The organism is Kocuria sp. CPCC 204721, assembly GCF_040980945.1.
Taxonomy (GTDB): Bacteria; Actinomycetota; Actinomycetes; order Actinomycetales; family Micrococcaceae; genus Kocuria; species Kocuria marina.
The window spans coordinates 20,641-46,524 of record NZ_JAVKPO010000013.1; the positions used below are offsets into that span (position 1 = coordinate 20,641).

Here is a 25,884-nt window from a genome sequence, read left to right on the forward strand (position 1 = left end):
CGGGAAACGTGTGTGAATTATCCTTGTGACATGGTCGAACTCCCGCAACCGCCGCTCGTGGACATCGTGATCCCGGTCCACTCCACCTCGCGGCCTTTGCAGCGGGCCGTGTCCTCGGCATTGCGTGCGGCCCCCGGTGCGGCCCCCGGTCAGTGCCGGGTGACGGCGGTCGCGCATCACCTCACCGCCGAGCAAGTGCATTCCATGTTGAGCGTCGAGCAACGCGCCGTGGTGGACGTCATCGAGTCCGAGGACCGGGGGAGTACCGCGGCCGTGCCGCGCAACGAGGCGCTGCGACGGACCAGCGCCCGCTACATCAGTTTCCTGGACAGCGACGACACCCTGGATCCCGGCGCGGTGACCCGGTGGCTCAGGATCGCCGAGCGGCGCGGTAGCGACCTGGTCATGCCCTTCCAGCACCACGAGAACCCGAGGGTGGACATTACCCCCATCGTCAGGCCGTTGCGCCGTTCGGATCTGGATCCCGTGAAGGACCGCCTGGGGTACCGCAGCTCGGCGTTCGGCCTCGTCCGGGTCGACGCCGCTCGGCAGATGGGCGCCCGGTTCGACGAGTCCGTGCGTACAGGGGAGGACCAGTCCTTCGTCATGGCCCTCTACGCGGGTTCCCGCCGGATCGACTCCGCGCCGGGCACGCCCGGTTACCTCGTCCACGCCGATGCCGACGCGCGTGTCTCCCGGCAGTCCCTCCCAGTACGCGACGAGGTGGCCGCCGCGCTGGACCTGACACGCGAACCCTGGTTCGCAGGGGTTCCGGACGAGCTGAAGCGGTCCTACATCCTCAAGTACATCCGCGTGAACTTCTTCCCCGCTCTGGAACATGCCGTGCGCTCGGGGGCGTGGGACGCCAACTACGCGCGGTCGGCGAACGCCGTGTTCGAAGAACTGACGCAGTACGCGCCGCGCGTCGCGGACCAGCTCTCGCGGGCGGACCTGCGGGTCGCGCGGTTATTGTCCCCGGGCACGGGGGAACAGGAGTTGCTCACGGCCCTGGCCGAGCGACGTCGTTTCGCCACGCCGGACGCGCTGCTCACCGAGCGCTGGACCCGGGTGCTGGGCCGGCAGGCACCCCTGCGGGTGGTCGCCGCGAGCGCCGTCCAGATCCTGCGTTACCGTTGGGCGCTCGCGGCAGGGTCACGGAACTGAACCGACCGCCGTCGCGAACGGGTCAGCCGCGACGGAGCCTGCGCCTGACCATGTCCACACGCGGTGCGAGATCACGCCATGAGATCACACACCACAGCGCCAAGAATCCCACGGTCGCCAGGACGGTCACGAGCACGCCCTGGTGTGTGAACACGAGCCACAGCCCGGCCAGGATCAGCACGTACCCCAACACCACCCGGAGCATGAGACCGGACCACTTCATGCGGTCGTGGACCCACACAATGATCAGCGGCCCCACCGCACTGATGAGGCAGCCGACCAGGTACCCCATGGCCGCGGCCATGACACCGAGCCGCGGACCCCACCACAGGACGGTGGCGACGCCCAGGGCCAGCCCGAGCGCGTTGCACGCCGCGAGCGCGCGGACTCCCCAGCTCTCCCCGCCGTTGAGCCGCGAGTTGGAGGCGTTGAAGCTCGTGGCGGAGACCGCGAAGAACAGGACGATGAGCAGGGGGACGGCCCCGGTGAACTCCTCGGCGCGGGCGTTGTAGAGCCCGTGGATCACGTACGGCGCCCAGAGGATGCCCACGCCGAACACGGGCAGGAACACGAGCACCATGACCCGCAGGATGGAATCGAGCTGCCGTTTCATGCCGGCCATGTCCCCGGCGGTGAACATGCGGGCCACGGCCGGCGCGAGGGCCACGAGCATGGAGGAAGAGAGCATGCTGGCCGGCGTCGCGATGCTCACCGCGGCGGAGTACTGACCTACCGCGGCGGGGGTGTCGTAGTGCTTGCCGAGCATCATGGACAGCTGCAGCAGACCCGAAGCGGTGAGGATGTTGATGGACGCCCACGCCGTGAACGAGTTGATCTGCCGTTTGAGGGATGTGGGCAGCGGGCCGCCGGAACGGTGCGGCCAGCCCGGGATCGCGTAGATCAGGTAGCCCAGGCTCAGCGGCACCAGCAGCAGCGGTGTGAAACCACCCAGCAGCACCACGAGCAGGAGGGTCAGGGTGATCCCCGAGCTGATGCAGTCCCACACGGCCGTGGTCACGAACTGGTTGTTGCCGGTGCGCACACCGCGTACGAAGTTGTAGGCAGACAGCGCCATCACCAGCAGGCCCGCGGACAGCGCGTAGCTTGGGGGCAGGTGCAGGAAGTACGTGGCCACCACGACCGCCACCACGGCCAGCACCGCCGAGGCCAGGGCCGCGGTGCGTGACGTGTAGACCGCCACGGACAACTGCTCCTCGCGGTGTTGCTGACCGCGCGCCATGGCGATGAACTTGGCCGCCGCGTTGCCCGAGGCCTGCGGCCACAGCAGGACCAGGAACAGGGCCAGGGAGATGGCCAGGTTGACCCGCCCCAGGATCTCACTGCCCAGGATGTTGCCCACCAGCAGGCTGTATCCGAAACGGGAGAGTCCCTGCACGAACACGGCGATCACGGTTAACGCGAACGACGAACCGATGGGGTTGTCCCGGTTCTCGTGATTCGGTGGGGGGAAGAGGATTCCCCGCCACCGCCGAGAGGGGGAGCCTGAGGTGGGGGAGGATGTCACATCGTGGAGTTTATCGACTCGCGTGTCGACCGGATGCATCCCGCGTCACGGCACGGTAGAGCCGGGAGAACTGCGCACCGATCTCCGCGCGGGAGAACCGGGAGCGCACGGTGGCGGCGATGGCGGCCGGATCGGCCTCACGGAAGCGGTCCCGCGCGGTCTCGATCGCGTCCGCGAGTACGGGGACGTCCCAGCTGTGGGTGAGCACCGAGTTCTCGGGGGTGCAGTAGTCGTCGAACCCACCGCTCAGGGGGACCGCGGCGGGCCGTCCGGCCGCGATCGCCTCGGCCACGGCAGTGAAGAAGTTCTCCTGGGCGCTCGGGAGGAAGAAGATGTGCGCGTCGGAGAGCCGCTGGGCGATCTCAGACGGGGGGACCGCCCCGGTCAGCTCGACCCGGTCCTCGATGCCCAGCTCACGGGCGGTCTGCGGGAGGGACTCCATGAGGGGGCCCTTGCCCACCAGGGTGTAGTGCACGTCCACTCCGCGGCGCACCAGTTCCGCGACGGTCTCCAACGCCAGGACAGGGCGTTTGCGTTCGATGAGTGCCCCCACGCCCACCAGTCGCAGGGGCGGGCTCGCCGGGAACTCGGCGGCCGGGTGAGGGTTCTCCACGACGCACGGCACCACGTGGGTCGCCCCGGGGCGGGAGAAGCGCGCCATCTCGGTGCACAGCTCGGCGGTCACGCCCGTGACCACGTGAGGCAGTCGCAAGGCATGCCGCAGCCACGCCAACCGCTGCCACAGCGGATTCACACTCGCGGGATTGACCACTCCGTTCCAGTGCTCGGTGTGTACCCAGGGCAGCCGTCGCACGGCCCAGGCCGGTGCGCTCAGCAGGACCGCGGAGAACGCCATCGTGTGCAGCACGTCCGCGCCGCGCAGCCCGGCGGAGAGAACGCGGGTCACGTGCGCGTAGGACCGTGGATCCGTCACGTCGAGCCACACGCGGGTGACAGGGATGCGCTGGTAGACCTCTTGCGCCGTGGTGCGCGTGCGTCGACCGATGTTCACGTGCACCGCAGCGACTTCGTGGCCCGCTTCCTGCAGCGCCCAGCAGTGCTCCACGATGAAGGGGGTGCGGCTGGGGGTTTCCGCGTCGGGGAACCACGCGGTGACGACGAGTGATCGCACGGGACGAAGACCTTTCGGGAGGAAGCGGACGGAGCACAACGCCCCGCACCATGACTACCACGCCGGGGTGTGCTGCCGCTGCATCCCGGCGGGAACGACGCGCCCGCCGCTTTGACCGCTCGCGCACCGTGCCGATAAGCTGACGTCCGTTGTTTTGGGATGAGCCTGTTCTCATGGAACTGGAGCATCACGAACGACACGGAGACGTGCCAGAGCGGCCGAATGGACTTCACTGCTAATGAAGGGTCCGGGTTAAACCGGACCGGGGGTTCAAATCCCCCCGTCTCCGCGAAATGTCGAGGGCCCCACACGTCATGTGGGGCCCTCGTTCGTGTCGGGGGTACCCTCGCGATATTTACATTGGTAAAGTCCGTGGCACTCGCAGTCCGGTGCTCCCGCCCGCGGGCGTCAGCCACCTCGATCCGGTGCTGATCCCGCCTCCGCGAGCTGATTCCCGAGGGGGACATCATGCCACGACGCTCCGCACGAACACTTCTCACGTTGTCCGTCTCCGCGCTGTTGCTGGCCACGGCCGCACCCGCCTCGGCGGCACCCCCGGAGGGACCCACCCCGGAACAACAGGCTCAGACGAAACCCCCGACCGTGGGCGGCGTCGAATCCCTCGGAAGAGGAACGGGCGCCCAGGGCAAGGTCCTGGCGGAAACCGACCGGGTCGTGGTGAAGTTCAAGGACCACGTCCCCGAGGCGCAGAAGGAAGAGGTCCTGACCGAGGTGGAGACGGCCACCGAGATCGAGGACCCGGAGATCGTCAAGACCACGGGCAACGCCGAGCAGGTCGTGGAATCCGACACGATGCTCGACAAGGCGGAGCAGCAAGCGGTGGTCGAGACCCTCGAGAAGGACCCCGCCGTGGAATCGGCGGAACCGGACCTGATCGTGGTCAACGGGCTCGCGGCGCACGCGGCGTCCGCCCCGAACGACCGCTACTGGAACTACCAGTGGGGTCCCCGCAACATCGGCGTGCCCTCCGCGTGGTCCCACGGCACGGGCAATGGTGTGGTGATCGGAATCGCGGACACGGGCCAGATCAACCACCCGGACCTCAATCAGCGCACGGTGCGCGGGTACGACTTCCTCTCGGACCTGTACCACTCACGGGACGGCAACGGGCGGGACGGCAACCCCCAGGACGAGGGCGACTGGAGCCCCGGACGGCCCAACTGGTGGCACGGTTCGCACGTGGCCGGGATCGCCGCGGCCCACACCAACAACCGCACGGGGATCGCCGGGGTGGCCCCGGACGCCCGGATCCAGCACGCCCGCGTCCTGGGAGCGGACGGTCGCGGGTACGTCTCGGACATCGCGGACGGTGTGATGTGGTCCGCGGGCATCGCCATCCCCGGGGTCCCGCGCAACACGACCCCCGCCAAGGTCGTGAACCTCTCCGAGGCGTGGGACGCTCCCACGTGCGCACCCGTCATGCAGAACGCGGTCAACCGCATGCACAAGATCGGGGTCCCGCTCGTGGTCGCGGCCGGGAACGCGGGCAAGAGCGCCAATCTCGCCGCCCCCGCCAACTGTGGCGGCGCGATCGTGGTCGCCGCGACGTCGTCCCAGAACCGGATCACCGGCTACTCCAACTGGGGGCCCATGGTGGACGTCGCAGCCCCGGGCGGGGACACCAACGCGCCGATCTGGTCCACGGTCAACACGGGGGCGTTCAGCCTGGGCGCTCCCTCGTACGGGGACCTGAGCGGGACGTCCATGGCGGCGCCGCACGTGTCCGGGGTGATCGCGCTCATGAAGGAACGCAACCCGAACATCGGCGTGGAGGCCATCCGCAAGACCCTGCGGGACACCGGCGTGAACGTGAACGGTTACCGCAAGGTGGACGCGGTGCGCGCCGCCCGCGCGGTGGCGCCCACCACGCGCGGGGCGATCGCCACGTACTACAAGTCCCACGGTGGGGCGGGCGTCTACGGCAATCCGACCACCGGGGAGCGGGACACGGGCGTGGGCGGCGTCGTGCAGCACTTCGTGAAGAACGGGCGCACCACCAAGCTCTACTGGTCCTCCCGCACCGGGGTGCGCGAGGTCCGCACGTGGACGGGCATCGGCTCGCGCCACGAGGGCCTGGGCGGTGCCCGCGCGGTGGGCATCCCGTTCAACAACGAGCAGCGCACCGCCACGGGAGGCTACTACCAGAGCTTCGTGGACCCGCGTTCGGGCAAGACCACCAAGATCCTGTGGAGCGCTCGCACGGGTGCGCAACCGATCGTCGAGAGCTCGGGCATCGGCCGGGTCTGGGTCCGCAAGGGGTACGAGACCAAGGCGGGGTACCCGATCTCTTCGGAGGTCCGCACGTCCACCGGCGCCTACCAGCGGTTCCAGAACATCAAGACGGGCGAGCGCACGCAGTACACCTGGACCCCGCGCGGGGGTGTCAAGGTCACCCGCATCAAGTGACCGCCCCGCGGTGATCCACCCGCTGCATTCCTGGCCCGAAAGGGCACGCCACCGATTGGCAGCGTGCCTTTTCGGGCCTCGGATGTTCTCGAGCGGTTCATGGGCGGGGTACGACAGCGCTGCGGCATCCGCGCGCGGACATTACCGAGCGGCGTCGTCCCCCACGCGGGTCAGTTCCGTGGGGGTGGAGCGGCGCATGAAGCACGTGAGCACGAGGGCGATCGCCGCGATCACCGTGGCGGTGACGAATGCCGCGTGGACGCCGGGGATGGAATCGGTCACGGTGGTGCCGTCGGCCTGCCGATGAATCACGGTGCCGGCCTGCAGGACGCCCACGAGCAACGCCGTGCCCGCGCCGCCGGCCACCTGTTGCAACGTGGACAGCGTCGCGGAACCGTGCGAGTACAACTGCGGCGGCAGCGGGTTCAGCCCGGAGGTGAACGCGGGCGTGAAGATCAGCGCGAGCCCCACGGACATGGAGATCTGCAGGGTCACGATCCACCACACGGGGGTGTCGGACTGCAACCGGGAGAAGCCGAACATCACGAGGGTCAGCAGTGCGGCACCGGGAACAGCCAGGGGACGGGGGCCGAACGCGTCGAACAACCGACCCACGAGCGGTCCCAGCAGACCCATGATGAGCCCACCGGGCAGCAGGATCAGGCCGGTCTGCAGGGTGTCCAGCCCGCGGCCCGTCTGCAGGTAGAGGGGCAACACGATCACACCGCCGAACAACGCCATCATGCCGAGCGCGAGCACCGCCACGGAGACCGTGAAGTCCCGGTGCCGGAACGTGCGCAGGTCCAGGAACGGTTGGTCCTTGCGCTGCAACCGGATCTGCCGCCACACGAACAGGGCCACGAGGACCACGCCCAGCGCGAGCACGGTGGCACCGCCGGCGGTCGTGGAAAGCCAGCCGGACTCGGCGCCGGCGTGAGAACCGGCGGCCCCCACCACGGAAAGGCCCTGGACCAGGGAACCGAAGCCCAGCACGGACAGCACCACGGACAGCAGGTCCAGTGTGAGGCTCCCGCGTTCGCTCACGTCCCGCAACCGCAGCAGGCCGATCACCAGGGCCAGCAGGACGATGGGCAGTACGAACCAGAACACCGTGCGCCACGGGAAGTGCGCCAGGATCAACCCGGATAGCGTGGGACCCAGGGCGGGGGCCACCGAGATCACGATGGACACGTTGCCCATCACCACCCCGCGGCGCTGCTGGGGGACGAGCATGAGGATGGTGGTCATCAGCAGCGGGAGCATGATCGCCGAGCCGAAGGCCTGAATCACGCGCGCGGCGATCAGCACCCCGAAACTCGGGGACAGCGCGGCCAGCAGGGTCCCGGCCGCGAAACTGCCCATGGCCAGGGCGAAGACCGCGCGGGTACTGAAGCGTTGTAGCAGGAACCCGGTGGTGGGGATCACCACGGCCATCGTGAGCATGAAGGACGTGGTCACCCACTGCACTGTGGCGGCGTCCACGTGCAGGTCTCCCATGATGTGGGGCAGCGCCACGTTCAGGACGGTCTCGTTGAGGATCACCACGAACGCGGCCACGAGCAGCACCGCAATGGTCCCGGTGGTGCCCTGGGGGGCGAGCGTGCGTGGTTCGGCCGGAGCGGCAGAGGACATGGAGAGGTTCCCAGCGTTGGAGCGGACGGGGTCGGGCGGGCCTTCCGGGGCCGGGCCCCTGTAAGGGTAACGGTCACAGACGAGCGCGTGCACATGCGCATCGGGAGCGCTCCGCCAGGCCCGCGGCACGCCCGCGGGTGGTGTGCTGGTCGGTCCGTCGAGCACTCGAGCGCGACACCGGCCGGACGTCCACGTCGGATTCATGCCCGGCCCGAACGGGGGTCACCCTTCGTTATCCTGAAGGACGTGGTGATTCAGCAACGCGTGGTGGTGGTGGGAGCGGGCCCCAGAGGCCTGTCCGTGGTGGAACGGCTCGCGGCGCACTCCGCGGCCCACGGGATCCGCGTCCACGTGGACCTGGTGGATCCTTTTCCTCCCGGACCGGGGCACGTGTGGCGCACCGACCAGTCGGAGCTGTTCCTCATGAACACCCCTTCTCTTTTCCCCACCGTGATCGCCGCCGACGGCGCATTGGCAGTCCCCGCGCTGGAGCCCCTGCGGGGGGTGAGCTTCGAACGGTGGCGCCGCGGCGTCGTCGCCGGGGAGATCACCCCGGTGAGCCCGCTCACGGACGAGCAACGCGACCAACTCGCGCGGCTGACCCCGCAGGGGTACCCGCCGCGCGCCACGTACGGGCGCTACCTCGCGTGGGTCTTCGCGACCCTGCGGGAGAACCTGCCGCGCACCGTGGAGCTCACGGTGCACCGCGCCGAGGCCGTGGACGCGTGGGTCAGGACGGACGGGCGTCATCGCTACTCCGTGGAACTCGCGGGCGGTGTGGTGCTGCCCGCGGACGCTGTCGTGCTCGCGCTGGGCCACCTGGACGCGCACCTGCGTCCGTCCCAGAAGGAACTCGTGGACGGCGCCGCCGAACACGGACTGACGTACTGGCCGCCCACCGTGCCCGCGGACGCCGCGTGGCTCGATCTACCGCACGGCGAGACGGTGCTCGTGCGGGGCATGGGCCTGAACTTCTGCGACGCGCTCGCCCAGCTCACCGAGGGGCGGGGAGGCCGCTTCACGACCGATCTGGACAACCCTGAACGGTTGGTGTACCACCCCTCCGGACGGGAACCGAAGATCGTGGCGGGCTCGCGTCGCGGAACGCCGTATCGGGCGAAGCCGCGGCTCCGGGGGTACTACGCGGCGTCGTTGCAGACCCGCTTCTTCACCGTGGACGCGGTGCGCCACGTTGCGGCCTCGAGCCCCGGCGAGCTGTCCTTCGACCGGCAACTCGGACCCCTGATCCGCAAGGACGCCGTGTGGAACTACTACGTGGTGCTCGCGCGCACGGCACCGGACGCGTTCCTGGGGGACCCCCGGGCGTTCCTGGACCGGCTGGATGAAATCCTCACGGATCGCACGGACGTGAACTGGGCGCGCACGAGCGATGCGCTGATCTCGGACTCGGTGGTCCCCGGGCGGCAACTGCAGCAGGCCCGGCTCGCTCGGCCCTTCGAGGACGTGAGCTTCGCGAGCCACGACGAGTACGCGGCTGCCGTGGTGCACTACCTGGACCGGGACGTCCACGGGTCCCTGCAGGGTGAGGACGATCCCGTCAAGATGGCGATCGCGTCCCTCAATGCCGCGCGCAGCGTGCTCAAGTGTGTCCTTGCGGAGATCGGCATCTCGGACTCGTCCTGGGTCCACGAGCTGCAGCGCGAGTTCGAACCCTTGGTGGAGGGGCTGGCCTCCGGACCGCCCGTGCTGCGGATCCAGCAGCTCGCCGCGCTGACCCGCGCGGGGATCGTGCGGTTCCTGGGTCCCGAACCGCGCTTCGTCGTGGACCGCTCCGAGGGTTACTTCGTGGCCGCGTCCCCGTGGGTCGAGGCGGCACCCGTGCGCTCACGGTGGATGATCGAGGCCATGTCCCCGAGTAACGACGTCCACCGCAACATCTCCCCGCTGCTCACGCACATGCACGAGCGCGGCCTGGTGCGCGCGAAACTCATGGAGACGCGCGACGGCGCGAGCCCCGAGACGGGCACGGGTCTGGACGTCTCGCGCGAGCGTCCGCGGGGTGCCCACGACGACGACGCCGCGGCCGGCTCGTTCGTCTACCGCGCCGTGGGGGACAAAGACGCGGTGGAACCCGGCATCCACGTGATCGGTCTACAACTGTCCTCGGTGCAGTGGGGTGTGTCGATCGCGGCCGAGGCCGGTGCACCGGCCCACCTGGGTGCCCGGACCATCGCGGACGCGGACGCCATCGCCCGGGAGATCCTGGGGGAGCCGCGCGCGCGGCAGTGATCCGGCCCGGGCGGCGTCATACGGGGAGTGACCGTGCGCGGGGCAACCGCGCGCCATGGGACCGGGACGGGTGGGCTCGGGCCGACACCGCCGGGATCACGTCGACCCGCCGGGATCGCGCCGAACCATGCGGGTCCCACCACAACCGCGCCGCCGGCTCAGCCCAGGACGGTGCGGGCGGTGCGTTCGTCGGTGACGAGGTGGGACACGTACCCGGCCCGCAGTGCCGCGCGCAGGACCGGGGTCTTCGCCGCGCCGCCGGCCACGCAGATCCGGATCTCCTTGTGCCGCAGGGAGTCCAGGGGGATGGCCACGGTGCGGGCGTCGAGCTCGGGCACGGCGGGGTTGCCGGCGTCGTCAATGAAATGCGAACACAGGTCACCCACCGCGTGCTGCGCGACCCCTTCCCGCTCCTCGGTGGTCAGGTAGTCGCGTGCGAGCAGGGGTGCGTCCCGTCCGGCGGAGCCCACGGTGAACACCCCCACCCGGGCGCTGCGGCCCAGGTCCAGGACGTACTCGATGTGCCGGTCCTGCGCCACGAGGCGTTTGACCTCGGGGCTGTCGAAGAGCGCCGGGAGGGGCAGCGTGTGGGGGTAGGCGTTGAACGCGGTGCAGAACATCCGCACGGTCTCGAAGTGCCCCGCCGCCGGTGAGGCCAGGCTGCTGCCGCCCTTGAGCTGGACCATGTGCACACCACTGCGCGGTTGGGGCGTCAGCGCCTGGGCCACGGCGCGCATGGTGCGACCCCACGTGATGCCCACGAGATCGCCGTCGGCCACATTCTCCTCGAGCATCCGCGCCCCGGCGACACCCAGGTTGTGCAGCAACTCGTGCTCGGTCTCCGCATCGGCCACCACGGTGGCCTGGGCGAGCCCGAACGCGGAGCACAGCTCGCGCCCCACGTCCGTGGACACCGTGCGGGGGTCCCGGATCTCGATGCTCACGAAACCGCGCTCGCGCGCGTGCTGCAGCAGTTTGGACACCGTGGGGCGGGACATGGCCAGTGTCCGGGCCACCTCCGCCTGGGACAGGCCGCGTTCGTGGTAGAGCCGGGCCGCCTCCAGGGACTGGACGTCCCGCGCGGTCAGGTCCACGACGGCGCTCCGGTCACCGGCCGTGCAGCCACGTCACAGCCCCATGATCACGCCGACGAGCGCGGCGTTGAGCATGTTCGTGAGGAACCCACCGAGCAGGGCGAACAAGCCCAGCTGGGCCACGTCCGCGCGCCGGTCCGGGGCCAGCCCGCCGATGGAACCGATCTGGATCGCGATCGAGGACAGGTTGGCGAAGCCCGCGAGCGCGAACGTGGTGATCAGCACGGACTGGGGATCCAGGTTGGGGATCTCCGGGCCGAACGCGGTGTAGCCCACGAACTCGTTGAGGATGGTCTTCTGGCCGATGAAGTTGCCCACCTGTGCGGCGTCCTGCCACGGCACGCCCAGGGCCCACGCAAGCGGCGCGAAGATGATCCCGAACAGCCCCTCGAGGGACCAGCCCTCGAAACCGAAGAGTGAGCCGACCCAGCCGAGCACGGCGGAGACCAAGGCGATCAGCGCGATGAACGCGATCAGCAGGCAGCCCACGATCACGGCGATCCGGCCGCCGCTGATGGCGCCGTTGCCGATCGCGTCGATCAGGTTCTTGGACTCGGTGTCCCGGACCTTCAGCGTGTTCACGGAGGCCACGGAGGTCTCGGTCTCGGGCATGAGGGCCTTGGCCACGAGCAGGGAACCGGGGGCGTTCATCACAGACGCGGCGAGCAAATAGGGCAGCGGTGCGCCCAGCAGGGAGTACCCCACGAGGGTCGATCCGGCCACGGCGGCGAACCCACCGGTCATACACGCGAACAGTTCGGAGCGGGTGAGCTTGCTCAGGTACGGCTTGATCATGAGCGGTGCCTCGCTCTGGCCCAGGAAGATCACGGTGGACGCGAACACGGACTCGATCTTGGACGTGCCCATGATCTTGTTCAGCGTCGTGCCCAACACATGCACGAAGACCTGGATGACCCGCAGGTAGTACAACGCACCGATCACGGCACCCAGGAAGATGATCACGGGCAGCACACTGAGCGCGAACACGAACCCGTTGTTGTCACTGAGCAGCCCGCCGAAGACGAACTGCGTGCCCTCGTTCGTGAACCCGATCAGTCCCTGGACCAGGCCGGAGAACCATTTCAGGGCCTCGTAGCCCGGACCCCACTTGAGGATCAGCAGCGCCACGCCCACCTGCAACAGCAGTCCCACCGCCAGGGTGCGCCACTTGATCGCGGTGCGGTGGCGGGATAGGAGAATGATGATGCCCAGGATGAGGACGATCCCCACCAGGCCCTGGAAACGGTCCACGGTGACCCCAGCTTTCGACTTCCGGCGCCGGGACGGGATCCGCCGCGGCGCGAACATTTGTCAAAACTATAATTGACAAATTTTCCGATACGCCGCCTAGGATTGCAGGACAGGTCGTGTCCTGGGACGCCCGGCGCCGACACGACACCGTGCCGCAGCTACACGAGGGAGTGATCACGGTGGTTGAAGCGTTCGACGCCGTCGACGTCATCCGCATGAAACGGGACCGCGAGACGCTGTCTCCCGAGGCCATCGACTGGGTGATCGACGCCTACACGCGCGGCGCGGTCGCGGACGAGCAGATGTCCGCGCTAGCCATGGCGATCTTCCTCAACGGGATGGACCGAGCGGAGATCTCGCACTGGACCCAGGCCATGATCGATTCGGGCGAGCGCATGAACTTCGGGGAGCTGTCCCGCCCCACGGCGGACAAGCACTCCACGGGTGGCGTGGGGGACAAGATCACGCTGCCGCTCGCCCCGCTCGTCGCGAGCTTCGGGGTGGCCGTCCCGCAGCTGTCCGGGCGGGGGCTCGGGCACACCGGTGGGACCCTGGACAAGATGGAGGCCATCCCCGGGTGGCGTGCGGATCTGAGCAACGCCGAGATGATGGACATCCTGGACACCGTGGGCGCGGTGATCTGCGCCGCCGGAACCGGCCTGGCCCCCGCGGACAAGAAGCTCTACGCGCTGCGTGACACCACCTCCACCGTGGAGTGCATCCCGCTGATCGCCTCCTCGATCATGTCCAAGAAGATCGCCGAGGGCACCGGAGCCCTGGTCCTGGACGTCAAGACCGGCCCGGGCGCGTTCATGAAGGCGGAGGAGGACGCCCGCGAACTCGCGCGCACCATGGTCGAGCTCGGCAAGGACCACGGCGTGGATACCGTGGCCCTGCTCACCGACATGTCCCGCCCGCTGGGGCGCACCGTGGGCAACGCCCTGGAGGTGCGCGAATCGGTCGAGGTGCTGGCCGGGGGTGGCCCGAGCGACGTCGTGCGCCTGACCGTGGCGTTGGCCCGCGAGATGCTCGCGGCGGCCGGCGTGCACGACGCGGACGTCGAGGAGGCCCTGCGCGACGGCCGCGCGATGGACACGTGGAAGCGCATGGTCGCCGCCCAGGGCGGGGACCCGGACGCCCAGCTGCCGCAGGCGGAGCACACGCAGGACGTGCTGGCCGAGACCTCGGGCGTGCTCATCGAGATGGACGCGATGTCCGTGGGCGTGGCGTCCTGGCGACTGGGTGCTGGCCGCGCCCGGCAGGGCGACCCCGTCCAGGCCGGCGCCGGCGTGGAGATCCACGCGGTGCCCGGCGAGCGTGTGAGTAAGGGCCAGAAGCTGTTCACCCTGCACACCGACACCCCCGACCGCTTCGAGCGCGCGCTCGAGTCCCTCCACGGCGGCGCCACGATCGACCCCGATGCCGCCGAGGGCACCGGGGCGCGCGACGACGTCGTGCTGGACCGCATCGCCTGACCCACCGTCCGACCGCAACGACGACGCTCGGGGACCGGGCGTCGTCGCCCCACCGTGGTGCATTGTCACCGCGCCGCACCACCCCCGCGAGGAGAACCGCATGATCACCCGTGAAGAACTGGCCGCCATGGTCGACCACACCCTGCTCAAGCCCGAGTCCACCGCCGATCAAGTCGCCGAGCTCGCCCGGGAGGCGGGTGAACTCGGGACGTACTCCATCTGTGTCTCCCCGTCCCGGCTGGACGTGGACCTGCCCGAGGGGGTCAAGCTCGCGACCGTGTGCGGCTTCCCGTCCGGCGCGCACCCCGCCCAGGTCAAGGCCGCGGAGGCAGCCGTGTCCGTGGCGAACGGCGCGGACGAGGTGGACATGGTCATCAACCTGGGCCTCGCCGTCGCGGGGGCCTGGGACGGCGTGCGCGACGACATCGAGGCCGTGCGCGCGGCGTGCCCCGCGCCCGCGGTGCTCAAGGTGATCATCGAGTCCGCGGCCCTGACCGACGATCAGATCGTGGCCGCGTGCCGCGAGGCCGAGGCCGCCGGCGCGGACTTCGTCAAGACGTCCACGGGCTTCCACCCCGCGGGCGGGGCGTCGGTCGAGGCGGTGCGCCTCATGGCCGAGACCGTGGGCGGGCGCCTGGGCGTGAAGGCCTCCGGCGGGATCCGCACGACCGAGGCCGCGCTGGCCATGATCGATGCCGGCGCCACGCGCCTCGGGCTGTCCGGGACCCGCGCGGTGCTCGAGGGGCTCGATTCCTGATGAGCGACCAGCTGCTCGAGCGGGTGCGGCAGTGGGTCGAGCACGACCCCGATCCCGCGACCCGCGACGAACTCACCGAGCTGTCGAACGCCGCCGCCTCCGGTGACGAGCCCGCGCTCGCCGAGCTCGACTCGCGCTTCTCCGGACCGCTCGTGTTCGGCACCGCCGGGCTGCGCGCGGCCGTGGGCGCGGGGGAATCGCGGATGAACCGCGCGGTCGTGATCCGCGCGAGCGCAGGGCTCGCCTCCTTCCTCACGGAGCGCGTGGGGCCCGCGCCCCTGGTCGTGGTCGGGTGCGATGCGCGCCACGGTTCCGAGGACTTCGCCGCCGACGCCGCTGCGGTCTTCTCCGCCGCCGGATGCCGGGCCGTGCGGTTGCCGTCCCGGCTGCCCACCCCGCTCGTGGCCTACGCCGTGCGACAACTGGGCGCGGACGCCGGCGTCATGGTCACCGCGTCCCACAACCCGCCCGCGGACAACGGGTACAAGGTCTACCTGGGTGGTCGCGCGGTGGGCTCCGACGACGAGCGCGGCGTGCAGATCGTGCCCCCGGACGACGCCCTGATCGCTGAGCACATGGCTGCCGCCCCTCCTGCAGATCGCGTTCCCCGGGACTCCTCGCGTGTTTCAGCCGCCGACGCCGATCTGGTCGCCAGCTACATCGAACGCGCCGGGTGCCTGCGCGACCCCGAGGCCCGTTCCGAGATCTCCATCGCGCTGACCCCCATGCACGGCGTGGGCCTGGACACCGCGCTCGCCGTACTGCGTGGCGCCGGTTTCGAGCGGGTCTCCGTGGTGGCCGAACAGGCCGAGCCGGATCCCGACTTCCCGACCGTGGCCTTTCCCAATCCGGAGGAACCCGGGGCCATGGACCTGCTCGTGGCACTCGCAGCGGACCAGGACGCGGACGTCGCGATCGCCCTGGACCCGGACGCGGACCGCTGCGCCGTCGCCATCCCCACGGGCGCGGGCACGGGCGATCCCGCACGTGACTGGCGGCGACTGAGCGGCGACGAGCTCGGCGCGTTGCTGGGGGAGAACGCCGCAGCGGATCCCGATCGCGCGGGGGACACCCTCGCGTGCTCGATCGTCTCCGGGCGGTTGCTCGGGCGGATCGCCGAGCACCACGGGCTCTCGTTCCGTCAGACCCTCACGGGGTTCAAGTGGATCGCCCGCACCCCCGGGCTGCGTTTCGGGTACGAGGAAGCCATCGGCTATTGCACCGATCCCAGCGCCGTGCGTGACAAGGACGGGATCTCCACGGCCGTGCGGGTGGCCTCCTACGTGGCCGCTCTCAAGGACCGGGGCGCCACGGTGCAGCAGGAACTGGACCGGCTCGCCACGCTCCACGGGCTCTACGCGACCGCGCCGTTGACGTTCCGGGTGGCGGATCTCTCGCTCATCACCCGCGGGCTGGACCGGTTGCGGGAGAACCCGCCGCGGGAGATCGCGGGCTCGTCCGTGGTCGAGTACACGGATCTGTCCAAGGGCGGGCCCGAGATGCTGCCCACCGAGGGGATCCTCATCCGCACCGAGGCCGATGACCGCGTGATCGTGCGGCCCTCCGGGACCGAGCCCAAGCTCAAGTGCTACCTCGAGGTCGTCCTCCCGGTTCCCGAGGGCGGTACCGTTCCCCGCGAGGAGGCCGCCGCGCGGCTCGAGCGGATCAGTGAACAGCTGCGGGAGGTCGTGGGGCTCTGAGCTCCGCGCCCGGACTGCACTTCGGGAACCGCTGAGTGGTTCACCTGGTGACGAGGGTCGCGTAGGCCACGAGATTCTCGTCGAAGGTGCCGGTGGCGGGGTCGTAGCGGTCGCACGTGATGAGCCGCAGTTGCGGGTCCGCCGTGTTCCCGTAGACGCGCATCGTGGGGAAGGCGTCCTTGGCGTAGCGTTCCGCGTGCGTAACCCGGAACTGGGCTTGCGTGCCATCTGCACGTTGCACGCGGATCTCGTCCCCCGGCGTCAGGACGGGCAGGTCCGCGAAGACGCCTGGCCCACCGCCCGTGGCGTTCACGTGGCCCAGCACCACGCCCGGTCCCATCTGCCCCGGTGTCGGCGGGGCCTCCGGGCATCGCCATGTGCGAGGACACGAACTGGCCGCACGCGATGGGCACGTCCGTGGCCAGGGGTAGCGCGGGGTTCATCGGGTTCACGGCACCCGCGGCCGCGGGTGTGAGCGCCAAAGCCCCCAGGGTGAGAGTGGGAAGGGCGAGGAGAGCGGACCTCTTCTTGACGATGGCCTTTTGGGCGGATGGGTGCGGGGCCCAGCTGTGAGGCAAATCACAGACTGCTGTCTATTTCGGAGGCGGCCAGGATCCATGCAAACGACAAACTTTTTTTGACGTGGGGCGACCTCGGTGGGCCGCCGTGTGCTCCGCCGCGCGCCCCATGAACCCGAGGGCTGGTGGGGCGACTGATCCGTGCCAGTAGGGCCGGACATACAAAGGCCCCGGATTCCTGACGGAACAGGAATCCGGGGCCTTTGAACTGGGCGGAAGGTAAGGGATTTGAACCCTTGGTACGGGGTTACCGCACACTGGTTTTCAAGACCAGCTCCTTAGGCCGCTCGGACAACCTTCCAGTGTCGCGCGCTCCCGCGGTGGCGCGGGCGAACGAATCGCCATTATTCCATGCGCCGCGCCCGGGGGGCCAATGCCCTCGGCGCGGTGCAGGGAGGGAGGGGTGCGGTGGTGCCCCCTGGCGCGGGTGATGCCGCTGCGGGAGAATGAAGTACAACACCGTCGTCAGAGAAGGAAGTGCCATGCGAGCAGTACGCGATGTCCGATCGGGGGGCCCGGAGGTCCTCGAGGCCGCGGAGACCGCCGAGCCGCAGCTGACCCCAGAGGGGGTCCTGATCGCCGTGACCGCCGCGGGGCTCAATCGCGCGGACGTCATGCAGCGCAACGGCAACTACCCCGTCCCGCCGGACGCCACGGACATCTTTGGCCTGGAGGTGTCGGGCACGGTCGTGGAACTCGGGGCGGACGTCCCGGAGGCGGCGGGTCTCGCGGTGGGCGACAGCGTCGTCGCCCTGGTGGACTCGGGCGGCTACGCCGAACGCGTGGTCGCGCCGTGGCGGCAGGTCCTCCCGCTGCCCGACGGTGTGGACCCGGTCGCCGCGGCGGGGCTGCCCGAGGTGGCAGCGACCGTGTACTCCAACGTGTTCATGGCCGCCGCGGCCCGGGAGGGGGAAACCCTGCTCGTCCACGGCGGAGCGGGCGGGATCGGGACGCACGCGATCCAGGTGGCCCGCGCCCTGGGGCTCACGGTGCTGGCGACCGTGGGCAGTGACGAGAAGATGCACGTCGTGAGCGAGCTCGGCGCCACGCCCATCAACTACAAGGACGAGGACTTCGTGGACCGGGTCCACGAACTCACGGACGGCCACGGCGCGGACGTGATCCTGGACGTCGTCGGCGCCAAGTACCTCGAGCCCAACCTCCGGGCCGCGGCGACGAACGGGCGCATCGTGATCATCGGGATGCAGGGCGGGGTCAAGGGCGAACTCAACGTGGGACGGTTGCTCAACAAGCGGGCCGCGGTGATCGGTACGACCCTGCGGGCACGCCCGGCGGACGAGAAGGCGCGGATCATGGCGGCGGTGGGCGAATACGTGTGGCCGCTCGTGGCGTCCGGACAGGTGCGCCCCCTGGTCGCGCGCACGTTCCCGCTCGACCAGGTGCGTGAAGCGCACGAGTACTTCGACAGCGGATCGCACGTGGGCAAGGTGCTGCTGACCGTGTGATCGGGGTGCCCGAGACAGGGTGCCAATGCCGGGACAATGTGGTCCCGCTCGCATACACTCGTGCCAACAATCTCACGCTTCTGCCAGCGTGTTGGCACGAGATCCGGAGCCTTCCCCATGAGCACCACACATCAGCAATCGGCGGGCGCGCCACGGCCCGCGGGCGAGGGTCGCACCGACCTTCCCCCCAATCACGTGGACCCCGAGGTCCTGGAACACGAGCAGACTCGCTGGACCCCGCTGCGGATCGTGATCTGGGTGGGCATCGCCCTGCTGGGCGCGATCGCATGGGCCATGATCGCGTTCGCGCGTGGTGAGTCCATCAACGCCATCTGGTTCGTCTTCGCGGCGGTGTGCAGCTACTTCATCGCGTACCGCTTCTACTCCAAGTTCATCGAACGGAAGCTGACCCGCCCGGACGACCGTCGCGCTACGCCGGCGGAGTACAACGCCAACGGCAAGGACTTCATGCCCACCGACCGGCGGGTGCTCTACGGCCACCACTTCGCGGCCATCGCCGGCGCGGGCCCGCTCGTGGGACCGGTGTTGGCCGCCCAGATGGGCTACCTCCCCGGGACCATCTGGATCATCGTGGGCGTGATCCTGGCCGGTGCGGTCCAGGACTACCTGGTGCTCTTCTTCTCCATGCGCCGCGGTGGCCGTTCCCTGGGTCAGATGGCCCGTGAGGAGCTCGGCGTGGTGGGCGGGTACGCCGCCATCATCGCGACCTTGGCGATCATGATCATCATCGTGGCCATCCTCGCGCTCGTGGTGGTCAATGCCCTGGGCGAGTCGCCGTGGGGTGTGTTCTCCGTGGGGATGACGATCCCCATCGCGCTGTTCATGGGTGTCTACCTACGGTACTTGCGCCCGGGCAAGGTCATGGAGGTCTCGATCATCGGGTTCGTCCTGCTCATGGCCGCGATCGTTGCCGGTGGCTGGGTCGCGGGCACGGACCTCGGCGCCCAATTGTTCACCTTGGACCGTGTGACCCTCGCGTGGTGCGTGATCGTCTACGGTTTCATCGCGGCCGTGCTACCCGTGTGGTTGCTGCTGTCCCCGCGCGACTACCTCTCCACGTTCATGAAGGTGGGCACCATCGTGCTGCTCGCGGCCGCCATCGTGGTGGTGCGCCCGGAGATCACAGTCCCCGCGGTCAGCGAGTTCGCGGGCCGTTCGGACGGGCCCGTGTTCTCCGGTTCTCTGTTCCCGTTCCTGTTTGTGACCATCGCGTGCGGTGCGCTCTCCGGGTTCCACGCCCTGATCGCATCCGGGACCACGCCCAAGATGATCGAGAAGGAACGCCAGACCCGGTTCATCGGGTACGGCGGCATGCTCATGGAGTCCTTCGTGGCCATCATGGCGCTCGTGGCGGCGGTGTCGATCGACCGCGGCATCTACTTCGCGATGAACTCCTCCCCGGCGGCCACCATGGGCACCGTGGAGGGCGCCGCGGCGTTCGTGAACTCGCTGGGTCTCTCCGGCGTGCACGTGACCCCGGAACTGCTGCAGGGCACCGCGGACGCCGTGGGCGAAGAGACCATCATCTCCCGCACGGGTGGCGCACCCACCCTCGCGCTCGGGCTGTCGCACATCATGCACCAGTGGCTCGGCGGGGCCTCCATGATGAGCTTTTGGTACCACTTCGCGATCATGTTCGAGGCCCTGTTCATCCTCACCGCGGTGGACGCCGGCACGCGCGTGGCCCGCTTCATGCTCACCGACACCCTGGGCAACTTCATCCCCAAGTTCCGCGACGCCGATTGGCGCGCGGGTGCGTGGCTCACCACGGCCATCATGGTCGCCGGCTGGGGATCCATCCTGATCCTGGGCGTCACGGACCCGCTGGGCGGTATCAACACGTTCTTCCCGCTGTTCGGCATTGCCAACCAGCTGCTCGCGGCCATCGCGCTCGCGGTGTGTCTGGCTATAGCGGCTAACCTGCACCGCTTCAAGTACCTGTGGATCATCCTGCTGCCGCTCGCCTTCGACGTCCTGGTTACCGTCACGGGGTCCTGGCAGAAGATCTTCTCCCCGGACCCCAAGGTGGGCTACTGGGCCAACCACTCCGCGTTCAAGGACGCACTGGCCCAGGGACAGACGAGCTTCGGGACCGCCAAGAACGTGGAGGCCATGGAAGCGGTCGTGCGCAACACGTTCGTGCAGGGCACCCTGTCCATCCTCTTCGTGGTGCTCACGATCATCGTGGTGATCATGGCCGTCGTGGAGGCCGTCAAGGCGTTGCGCGGGCACGAGCGCCGCACGCACGAGGACCCCTATGTGGAGTCCCGCTTCTACGCGCCGTCGGGCCTGGGAGCCACACCGTCCGAGAAGGCCCTGGTCAAGCAATGGGACGCGCTGCCGATCGAGCAGCGCACCCCCACCGGCGGAGGACACCACTGATGTCGGGCGCGGCGCAGATCCCGATGCTCGCCCGCGTCGGCTCGTGGTGGCGCGGCGCGTTGCGCTTCGGCAACGGGGTGCTCGGTGCGGACAAGTACGAGCACTACGTGCAGTACCACCGGGCCTCGGGGTGCGGGACGCCGCTCATGACGGAACGCGAATTCTGGCGGGACTACCAGGACTGGCAGGAGGCGCACCCCGAGGGCCGGTGCTGCTGAAGCGGTACCATGGACTGCTGCCCGCGGGTGGCGGATCGGAAAGGGGTATCGGTGGGTTTCTTCAGCGACTACAGGGCCACGCGCCGCGACGAGCGTGAACTGGGCGAGGGCGTCTGGCGCCGGGCCCACGACCGCTTCAAGCGCGGCCTGGACCGCTACCACCAAATCCTGGAATCCGTGCGCGACACCGAACTGCGCGCCGCCGCCGTGCCGGTGGCCAACGACCTCGCGGACCTCTTGCCCAGGGTGCGCGCCGTGTGCATGGAAGCGCACGTGCGCGCCCCATCGCGCTCGCAGGACATCCCGCACTCCACGGACGGTTACCTCTCGGACGTGCACCGGCAGCTCTCCCGGGCCGGCAATTCCATGGCTCAGGCCGCGGAGGCGCTCACCATGGCGCGGTTCGCCGCGGGTTCCCATGCCCATTCGTCCGCGTCGGGTATGGCGGGGGAGGGGACGTCGGGTCTCGTGGGTGAGCCAGGTTCCGGGGGCGACGCCGCTGGGTCCCCCGAGCAGCTCTCGGCACCATCGCAGGGTGTGAGCGCCATCCAGCGCCGCTCAACGGTCGTGACGGAGTACGTAACTGCGGCGGAGCGGCTGCTCGGTGAGCATGCGGAGCACTCGCCGGAGGATTGAGGGCCCCACCGGGTAACGGGTGTGTGACCGGATCCGTTACGTCTCTCGGGATGGTTGACGTTCCCCTGGGTGGTTGACGTTCACCTCGGATGAGCGGTGCCTCAGAGGTATTGCACCCTCAGCGCACCCGATGCCCGCAGGCAACAAATGTGGGTGTGGACGGTGGCGTCTCAGGCTCGGGAGGGGCTCCGGGGGTTCCCCTTGCCCGTCGGTCGTGGATCTCGGCCGATTGAAGGAACCCCCGGGGCGCCATGGTGTCCCCTGTCCTGGATCATTGGGCAGCCAGAGCCACAACGTCCTGACACATATGTTATGGAACAGCGTTGTGTTTAGGAAGTGTTGCGCGAAATCGTTGCCAATATGTCACCGGCGTAAGGACCCACAGGCCTGAAACCACAGATGCCGGCCGGCGGAGGGTGGGTGACAGGGGCCGGCCGCACTAGACAGGGAGCGGGCGCGGAAATGACGATCCCCGCCCTCCGCGCAGCAGGTCCTACCGGGGAGAACGGGGATGGTCCATGGAGCCGCCTGCCGGAATCGAACCGGCGACCTATTCATTACGAGTGAATCGCTCTACCGACTGAGCTAAGGCGGCGTGACCGGGACCATTGCGGCCCAGATGCACCCGGAAACAGTATCAGATCGGGCCGGAACACCACCAATCACGGATCACCCGGGTACAGGGGCCGGTGGCCGCGTGGATGGCACCCGGCGGCGGGCCTCAGTCACCGCACGTGGCACCCTCGTCCGGCAGGGTGCCGTCCAGGAGGTAGTCGTCCACGGCGCGGGTCACGCAGGGGTTGCCGGAGGTGTAGGCGGTGTGCCCGTACCCCTCGTGGGTGAGCAGACGGGCGTCGCCCATCTGCTGCTGCAGGGAATGGGCCCACGGATACGGGGTGGCGGGATCGTGGGTCGTGCCGATCACCAGGGTGGGAGTCTCCAGATCCGCCCGATACGTGTCCAAGGGCTTGACGGGCTTGTCCGGCCAGCCCTGGCACGCGGCCGCACCATAACCCAGGTAGGGACCGAACGTGGGGGCCTGCTGGGTCATCTCACGGGCCGCCCGGGCCATCTGTTCGTCCGTGACGCCGTTGGAGACCGTGTCCAGGCAGGAGACCGCCGTGAACGCCATGGACACGTTGGACGTGTACTTCCCGGAGGGTTCACGCCCGTGGTTGGAATCGGAGAACGCCATGAGCGCGTCCAGGTTGCCGTCCAGGGCCTGCTGCAGGGCGGAGTTCAGCTGCGGGTACGAGGCGGTCGAGTAGAGGGGGACCAGGATCCCCTCGATCGCATTGGTCGGCGTCACGGAGCGTCCGTCCGAGACCGTGGGGCGATCCTGGGCCACCGAGCGCAACATGCGCTGGATGGTGGCCATCCCCGCGTCCACGTCCGCGCCGGCCACGGCGCAGTCGTTGTTCGTCTCCTGGCAGTCGGCCACGAAGTGGCGCAGGTTGTCCTCGAAGCCCTTGGCCTGCGCGAGCGTGGTGGCGCGATCGTCCAGGGTGGGGTCCACGGCGCCGTCCAACACCATGCGACCGGCACGCTGGGGGAACAGGTGCGCGTACGTGGCGCCGATCTCGGTGCCGTAGGAGAACCCCAGGTAGTGGGTCGTGGGCTGGTCCAGGACGGCGCGCAGGACGTCCAGGTCCCGGGCCACGCTCTGGGTGTCCATGTGGGAGACCACGGCCGAGGAGTGCTCGTGGCACTTCTCACCGATCTGCCGGGAGCTCTGCCGCACCTCGTCCAGGGACTGCCGGCCCGGGTCGAAGGCCGGTTCGGAACGCCACTGGTCCATCTCCCGATCCGTGAGACAGCGGATCCCGTCCGAACGGTCCACACCGCGGGGGTCGAACCCCACGAGGTCGTACTTCCTGCGCACCTCCTTGGCCGTGAAGTAGTCTGCGGAGCCCATCATGTCCACGCCGGATCCGCCCGGACCGCCGGGGTTGAGGAACAGGGCACCCACGGGGGAGGAACCGGTGGCCTTCAACCGGGCGATCTCCACGGTGGTGTCACCGGCGGAGGGGTTCGCGTAGTCCACGGGGACCGTGATGCCCGCGCACTCCAGACCGCTCGGGAACTGTTGCCGTTCGGAGGTCTTGGTGCACTCCCGCCACTGCGGCGTCTGGGTGTAGTAGGACGTCAGCGCGGAGTCCACGCCGGAGGTGACGTCCGGGTCCGCGCTGCCCCGGGCGCCGGACTCCCTGGAGGGATCGGCGCACGCGGTCAAGGCCAGCGCGGCGGTGCACAGCAGGACGGCCAGGCGGCGGGGGAGGGAACGGTTCACGGGGTCCTCTCGGCTCAGACGATGGCCACCATCATGGCCTCGAACGCGAGTTGTGCGCTGACGTTGGTGCGGATGCGGCGCCGGGTCTCGCTGATCACGTCGATCTTGTGCAAGGTGTGCTCGGCGGTGGTGTTGGTCGCGTACCCGTGGATCTGCTCACCCAGGTGTTGGTTGATCAGGGCCGTCCCGGTGTCGAGCTGAACGCTCAGCACGTCCCGGTAGAACGTGGTGAGGTCGATCAGGAAGCGGTCCAGGGTGTCGGTCTGGATGCGCCGGGAGCGTCGCTTCTGATCGGCTTCGAGGCGGTTGAGGGCACCCCGGATGGCGGGTGGCACACGGCCGGTTTCGGGGGCACCCATGGCCGCGAGCAACTGCTCGCGTTCCTCGTTGTTGCGGGCCTCGGCGTCCGCGGTGGACTCGTCCACGGCGAGGCGGTGCAAGCGGTCCGCGGCCTTGACCGCCCGGGTCACCCCGTGCATGGACAGTGGCAGGGAGACGACCTCCTGGCGGCGGGTGCGGGCGTCGTCGTACAGGGCGAGTCGCGTGGCCACGCCCACGTGGCACTGGGACAACCGCGCGCACTCGATGGCGCGCTGCTCCGGGACCCCGTGCCGGGCCACGAGCAACCGGGCGACGTCCTCGGGGGACGGGACCTTGAGGGTCACGGGGCGGCAGCGGGAACGGATGGTCACGAGCACGTCCATGGGGGAGGGGGCGCACAACAACCAGATGGTGTGCGGAGGGGGTTCCTCTATGCCCTTGAGCATCACGTTGGAGGTGCGCTCGGTCATCCGGTCGGCGTCCTCGACGATCATGATCCGCCACGAGCCCACGGAGGGCCGGTCCTGCGCCTTGACCACGAGCTCGCGGGCTTCCTCGATGCTGATCTGCGGGTTCTCCGTGACGAAATGGGTCACGTCCGCGTGGGTCCCGGCGAACGCCGTGCGACACGCGTGGCACGCGCCGCAGCCCGTGCCGTGCTCGCACAACAGCGCTGCGGCCAGGGCGCGCGCGGCCGTGGAGCGACCGGAGCCCGGGGGCCCGGTGAACAGCCACGCGTGGGTCGGGTCGTTGTCGCGGGCCGCGCGTTGTAACTGCTCCACCACGCGGGGCTGACCGACGACCTCGTCCCACACGCTCACGCGGAGACCTCTGTGCGCTCGGCGAGGATCCCGGTGACCCGGTCCACGATCGCGTCCGTGAGCTCGGCCGCGGGCGCGGACGCGTCCAGGACCAGGTAGCGGGAGGGTGCATGCGCGGCGAGCTCGCGGAAGGCCGCGTTGACGGCGTCGTGGAACGCCCGCGCCTCGGACTCCATGCGGTCCGTGGCCAGGGCGCGCTCGCGGCGTCGGGCCTCGGCGGTGGTCTGGTCCACGTCCAACAGCACGGTGAGCTCCGGGACGAGACCCTGCACGGCCCACCGGTTCAGTTCGAGCACGCGTTCGGTGCCCAGCCCGCGTCCCGCCCCCTGGTACGCCACGGAGGAGTCCACGAACCGGTCGCAGATCACGACCTCCCCGCGCTCGAGGGCGGGGCGGATCCTGCGCGCCACGTGGTCCGCGCGCGCGGACGCGAACAACAGTGCCTCGGTCACCGCGGACACCGGCGCGTGGGAAGGATCGAGCACGAGCGCGCGCACCGATTCCGCGAGGGGTGTACCCCCGGGCTCGCGCGTGAGCGTCACGGTACGACCGTCGCGGCGCAGGGCGGCCACCAGCGCCGCAGCCTGGGTGGACTTCCCGGCGCCGTCACCGCCTTCGAACACGATGAGGGCCCCGCGCGCTGATTGCTTCACGCCCCCACTGTAGCGATCGCACCCGACAGCTACAGCGGTGCCGTGGGTGTCCACAGGACGGGCCGCACGGCGCCGCGGGATTAGGCTGGAG

18 protein-coding genes, 3 tRNA genes and 1 pseudogene are annotated in these 25,884 nt (G+C 69.5%); 11 read left to right on the forward strand and 11 right to left on the reverse strand.

Features of this window, described 5'->3' with window-relative positions; translation table 11 throughout:
- Positions 1–30 precede the first annotated feature (30 nt).
- Positions 31–1,164 (forward strand): glycosyltransferase, encoded by a 1,134-nt coding sequence (locus RF637_RS10960; protein WP_368844841.1) that lies wholly within the window; start codon positions 31–33, stop codon positions 1,162–1,164.
- Between the two features lie 22 nt (positions 1,165–1,186).
- Here RF637_RS10960 and RF637_RS10965 read toward each other — a convergent pair whose 3' ends face one another.
- The gene (locus tag RF637_RS10965; protein WP_260850679.1) at positions 1,187–2,689 is read right to left on the reverse strand and encodes a lipopolysaccharide biosynthesis protein; all 1,503 of its coding nucleotides are present in this window, start codon (positions 2,687–2,689) and stop codon (positions 1,187–1,189) included.
- A 10-nt stretch (positions 2,690–2,699) separates the two neighbouring features.
- Positions 2,700–3,821: a glycosyltransferase gene (locus tag RF637_RS10970; protein ID WP_368844842.1), complete on the reverse strand. Its 1,122-nt coding sequence runs from the start codon at positions 3,819–3,821 to the stop codon at positions 2,700–2,702.
- A 200-nt stretch (positions 3,822–4,021) separates the two neighbouring features.
- Between RF637_RS10970 and RF637_RS10975 the strand changes: the two genes are divergently transcribed.
- Together RF637_RS10975 and RF637_RS10980 are read left to right on the forward strand one after the other, a co-directional pair.
- A tRNA-Ser gene (locus RF637_RS10975) sits at positions 4,022–4,110 on the forward strand.
- A gap of 179 nt (positions 4,111–4,289) precedes the next feature.
- On the forward strand, positions 4,290–6,248 hold the full coding sequence (locus tag RF637_RS10980; protein WP_368844843.1) for a S8 family serine peptidase: 1,959 nt from the start codon (positions 4,290–4,292) through the stop codon (positions 6,246–6,248).
- A gap of 141 nt (positions 6,249–6,389) precedes the next feature.
- On the opposite strand, the gene RF637_RS10985 is transcribed toward RF637_RS10980, so the two are convergent.
- Positions 6,390–7,880 carry an MDR family MFS transporter gene (locus RF637_RS10985; RefSeq protein ID WP_368844844.1) on the reverse strand — a complete coding sequence of 497 codons (1,491 nt, stop codon included), beginning with the start codon at positions 7,878–7,880 and terminating at the stop codon, positions 6,390–6,392.
- A 246-nt stretch (positions 7,881–8,126) separates the two neighbouring features.
- Here RF637_RS10985 and RF637_RS10990 point away from each other — a divergent pair, with 246 nt between their 5' ends.
- Positions 8,127–10,130, forward strand: a complete 2,004-nt coding sequence (locus RF637_RS10990) for an FAD/NAD(P)-binding protein (protein WP_368844845.1) — start codon at positions 8,127–8,129, stop codon at positions 10,128–10,130.
- Between the two features lie 158 nt (positions 10,131–10,288).
- On the opposite strand, the gene RF637_RS10995 is transcribed toward RF637_RS10990, so the two are convergent.
- Together RF637_RS10995 and RF637_RS11000 are read right to left on the reverse strand one after the other, a co-directional pair.
- The gene (locus RF637_RS10995) at positions 10,289–11,224 is read right to left on the reverse strand and encodes a sugar-binding transcriptional regulator (RefSeq protein WP_368844846.1); all 936 of its coding nucleotides are present in this window, start codon (positions 11,222–11,224) and stop codon (positions 10,289–10,291) included.
- 33 nt (positions 11,225–11,257) lie between these two features.
- Entirely contained in the window at positions 11,258–12,532 is a 1,275-nt protein-coding gene (locus tag RF637_RS11000; protein WP_240918957.1) for a NupC/NupG family nucleoside CNT transporter, read from the reverse strand.
- 122 nt (positions 12,533–12,654) lie between these two features.
- Between RF637_RS11000 and RF637_RS11005 the strand changes: the two genes are divergently transcribed.
- The 3 genes from RF637_RS11005 to RF637_RS11015 all read left to right on the forward strand — a co-directional run bounded on the left by RF637_RS11005 (position 12,655) and on the right by RF637_RS11015 (position 16,407).
- Positions 12,655–13,950 carry a thymidine phosphorylase gene (locus RF637_RS11005; RefSeq protein ID WP_131333989.1) on the forward strand — a complete coding sequence of 432 codons (1,296 nt, stop codon included), beginning with the start codon at positions 12,655–12,657 and terminating at the stop codon, positions 13,948–13,950.
- A gap of 100 nt (positions 13,951–14,050) precedes the next feature.
- Positions 14,051–14,707 carry a deoxyribose-phosphate aldolase gene (deoC, locus tag RF637_RS11010; RefSeq protein ID WP_085108293.1) on the forward strand — a complete coding sequence of 219 codons (657 nt, stop codon included), beginning with the start codon at positions 14,051–14,053 and terminating at the stop codon, positions 14,705–14,707.
- Entirely contained in the window at positions 14,707–16,407 is a 1,701-nt protein-coding gene (locus RF637_RS11015; protein WP_368844847.1) for a phospho-sugar mutase, read from the forward strand. Before deoC ends, RF637_RS11015 begins: the two co-directional genes overlap by 1 nt.
- A 40-nt stretch (positions 16,408–16,447) precedes the next feature.
- Here the strand turns inward: RF637_RS11015 and RF637_RS11020 are convergent.
- Together RF637_RS11020 and RF637_RS11025 are read right to left on the reverse strand one after the other, a co-directional pair.
- Positions 16,448–16,753: pseudogene (locus RF637_RS11020) on the reverse strand (sortase); the annotation flags it as partial.
- Positions 16,754–17,198: 445 nt separating this feature from the next.
- A tRNA-Ser gene (locus RF637_RS11025) sits at positions 17,199–17,286 on the reverse strand.
- 181 nt (positions 17,287–17,467) lie between these two features.
- Here RF637_RS11025 and RF637_RS11030 point away from each other — a divergent pair.
- The 4 genes from RF637_RS11030 (at position 17,468) to RF637_RS11045 (ending at position 21,708) form a co-directional block, all read left to right on the forward strand.
- Positions 17,468–18,451 carry an NAD(P)H-quinone oxidoreductase gene (locus tag RF637_RS11030; RefSeq protein WP_368844848.1) on the forward strand — a complete coding sequence of 328 codons (984 nt, stop codon included), beginning with the start codon at positions 17,468–17,470 and terminating at the stop codon, positions 18,449–18,451.
- 117 nt (positions 18,452–18,568) lie between these two features.
- On the forward strand, positions 18,569–20,854 hold the full coding sequence (locus RF637_RS11035) for a carbon starvation CstA family protein (protein WP_368836095.1): 2,286 nt from the start codon (positions 18,569–18,571) through the stop codon (positions 20,852–20,854).
- Positions 20,854–21,072: a YbdD/YjiX family protein gene (locus RF637_RS11040; protein ID WP_085108305.1), complete on the forward strand. Its 219-nt coding sequence runs from the start codon at positions 20,854–20,856 to the stop codon at positions 21,070–21,072. The genes RF637_RS11035 and RF637_RS11040 overlap by 1 nt, the downstream gene beginning before the upstream one ends.
- A 51-nt stretch (positions 21,073–21,123) precedes the next feature.
- A complete protein-coding gene (locus RF637_RS11045; protein ID WP_368844849.1) occupies positions 21,124–21,708 on the forward strand; it encodes a hypothetical protein in 585 nt (194 codons plus the stop codon).
- A 519-nt stretch (positions 21,709–22,227) separates the two neighbouring features.
- Here RF637_RS11045 and RF637_RS11050 read toward each other — a convergent pair.
- The 4 genes from RF637_RS11050 to tmk form a co-directional block, all read right to left on the reverse strand.
- Positions 22,228–22,303, reverse strand: a tRNA-Thr gene (locus RF637_RS11050).
- 126 nt (positions 22,304–22,429) lie between these two features.
- Positions 22,430–23,998 (reverse strand): alpha/beta hydrolase, encoded by a 1,569-nt coding sequence (locus RF637_RS11055; protein WP_368844850.1) that lies wholly within the window; start codon positions 23,996–23,998, stop codon positions 22,430–22,432.
- Positions 23,999–24,012: 14 nt separating this feature from the next.
- Positions 24,013–25,140 (reverse strand): DNA polymerase III subunit delta', encoded by a 1,128-nt coding sequence (locus RF637_RS11060; protein WP_368844851.1) that lies wholly within the window; start codon positions 25,138–25,140, stop codon positions 24,013–24,015.
- Entirely contained in the window at positions 25,137–25,793 is a 657-nt protein-coding gene (gene tmk / locus RF637_RS11065; RefSeq protein WP_144998970.1) for a dTMP kinase, read from the reverse strand. Before tmk ends, RF637_RS11060 begins: the two co-directional genes overlap by 4 nt.
- Positions 25,794–25,884 lie beyond the last annotated feature (91 nt).

Coding starts and splice junctions, on each gene's coding strand:
- RF637_RS11035 (WP_368836095.1), top strand. CDS start 18,569: ATGAGCACCACACATCAGCAATCGGCGGGCGCGCCACGGCCCGCGGGC.
- RF637_RS11040 (WP_085108305.1), top strand. CDS start 20,854: ATGTCGGGCGCGGCGCAGATCCCGATGCTCGCCCGCGTCGGCTCGTGG.
- RF637_RS10980 (WP_368844843.1), top strand. CDS start 4,290: ATGCCACGACGCTCCGCACGAACACTTCTCACGTTGTCCGTCTCCGCG.
- RF637_RS11015 (WP_368844847.1), top strand. CDS start 14,707: ATGAGCGACCAGCTGCTCGAGCGGGTGCGGCAGTGGGTCGAGCACGAC.
- RF637_RS11030 (WP_368844848.1), top strand. CDS start 17,468: ATGCGAGCAGTACGCGATGTCCGATCGGGGGGCCCGGAGGTCCTCGAG.
- RF637_RS11000 (WP_240918957.1), bottom strand. CDS start 12,532: ATGTTCGCGCCGCGGCGGATCCCGTCCCGGCGCCGGAAGTCGAAAGCT.
- RF637_RS10985 (WP_368844844.1), bottom strand. CDS start 7,880: ATGTCCTCTGCCGCTCCGGCCGAACCACGCACGCTCGCCCCCCAGGGC.
- RF637_RS10960 (WP_368844841.1), top strand. CDS start 31: ATGGTCGAACTCCCGCAACCGCCGCTCGTGGACATCGTGATCCCGGTC.
- deoC (WP_085108293.1), top strand. CDS start 14,051: ATGATCACCCGTGAAGAACTGGCCGCCATGGTCGACCACACCCTGCTC.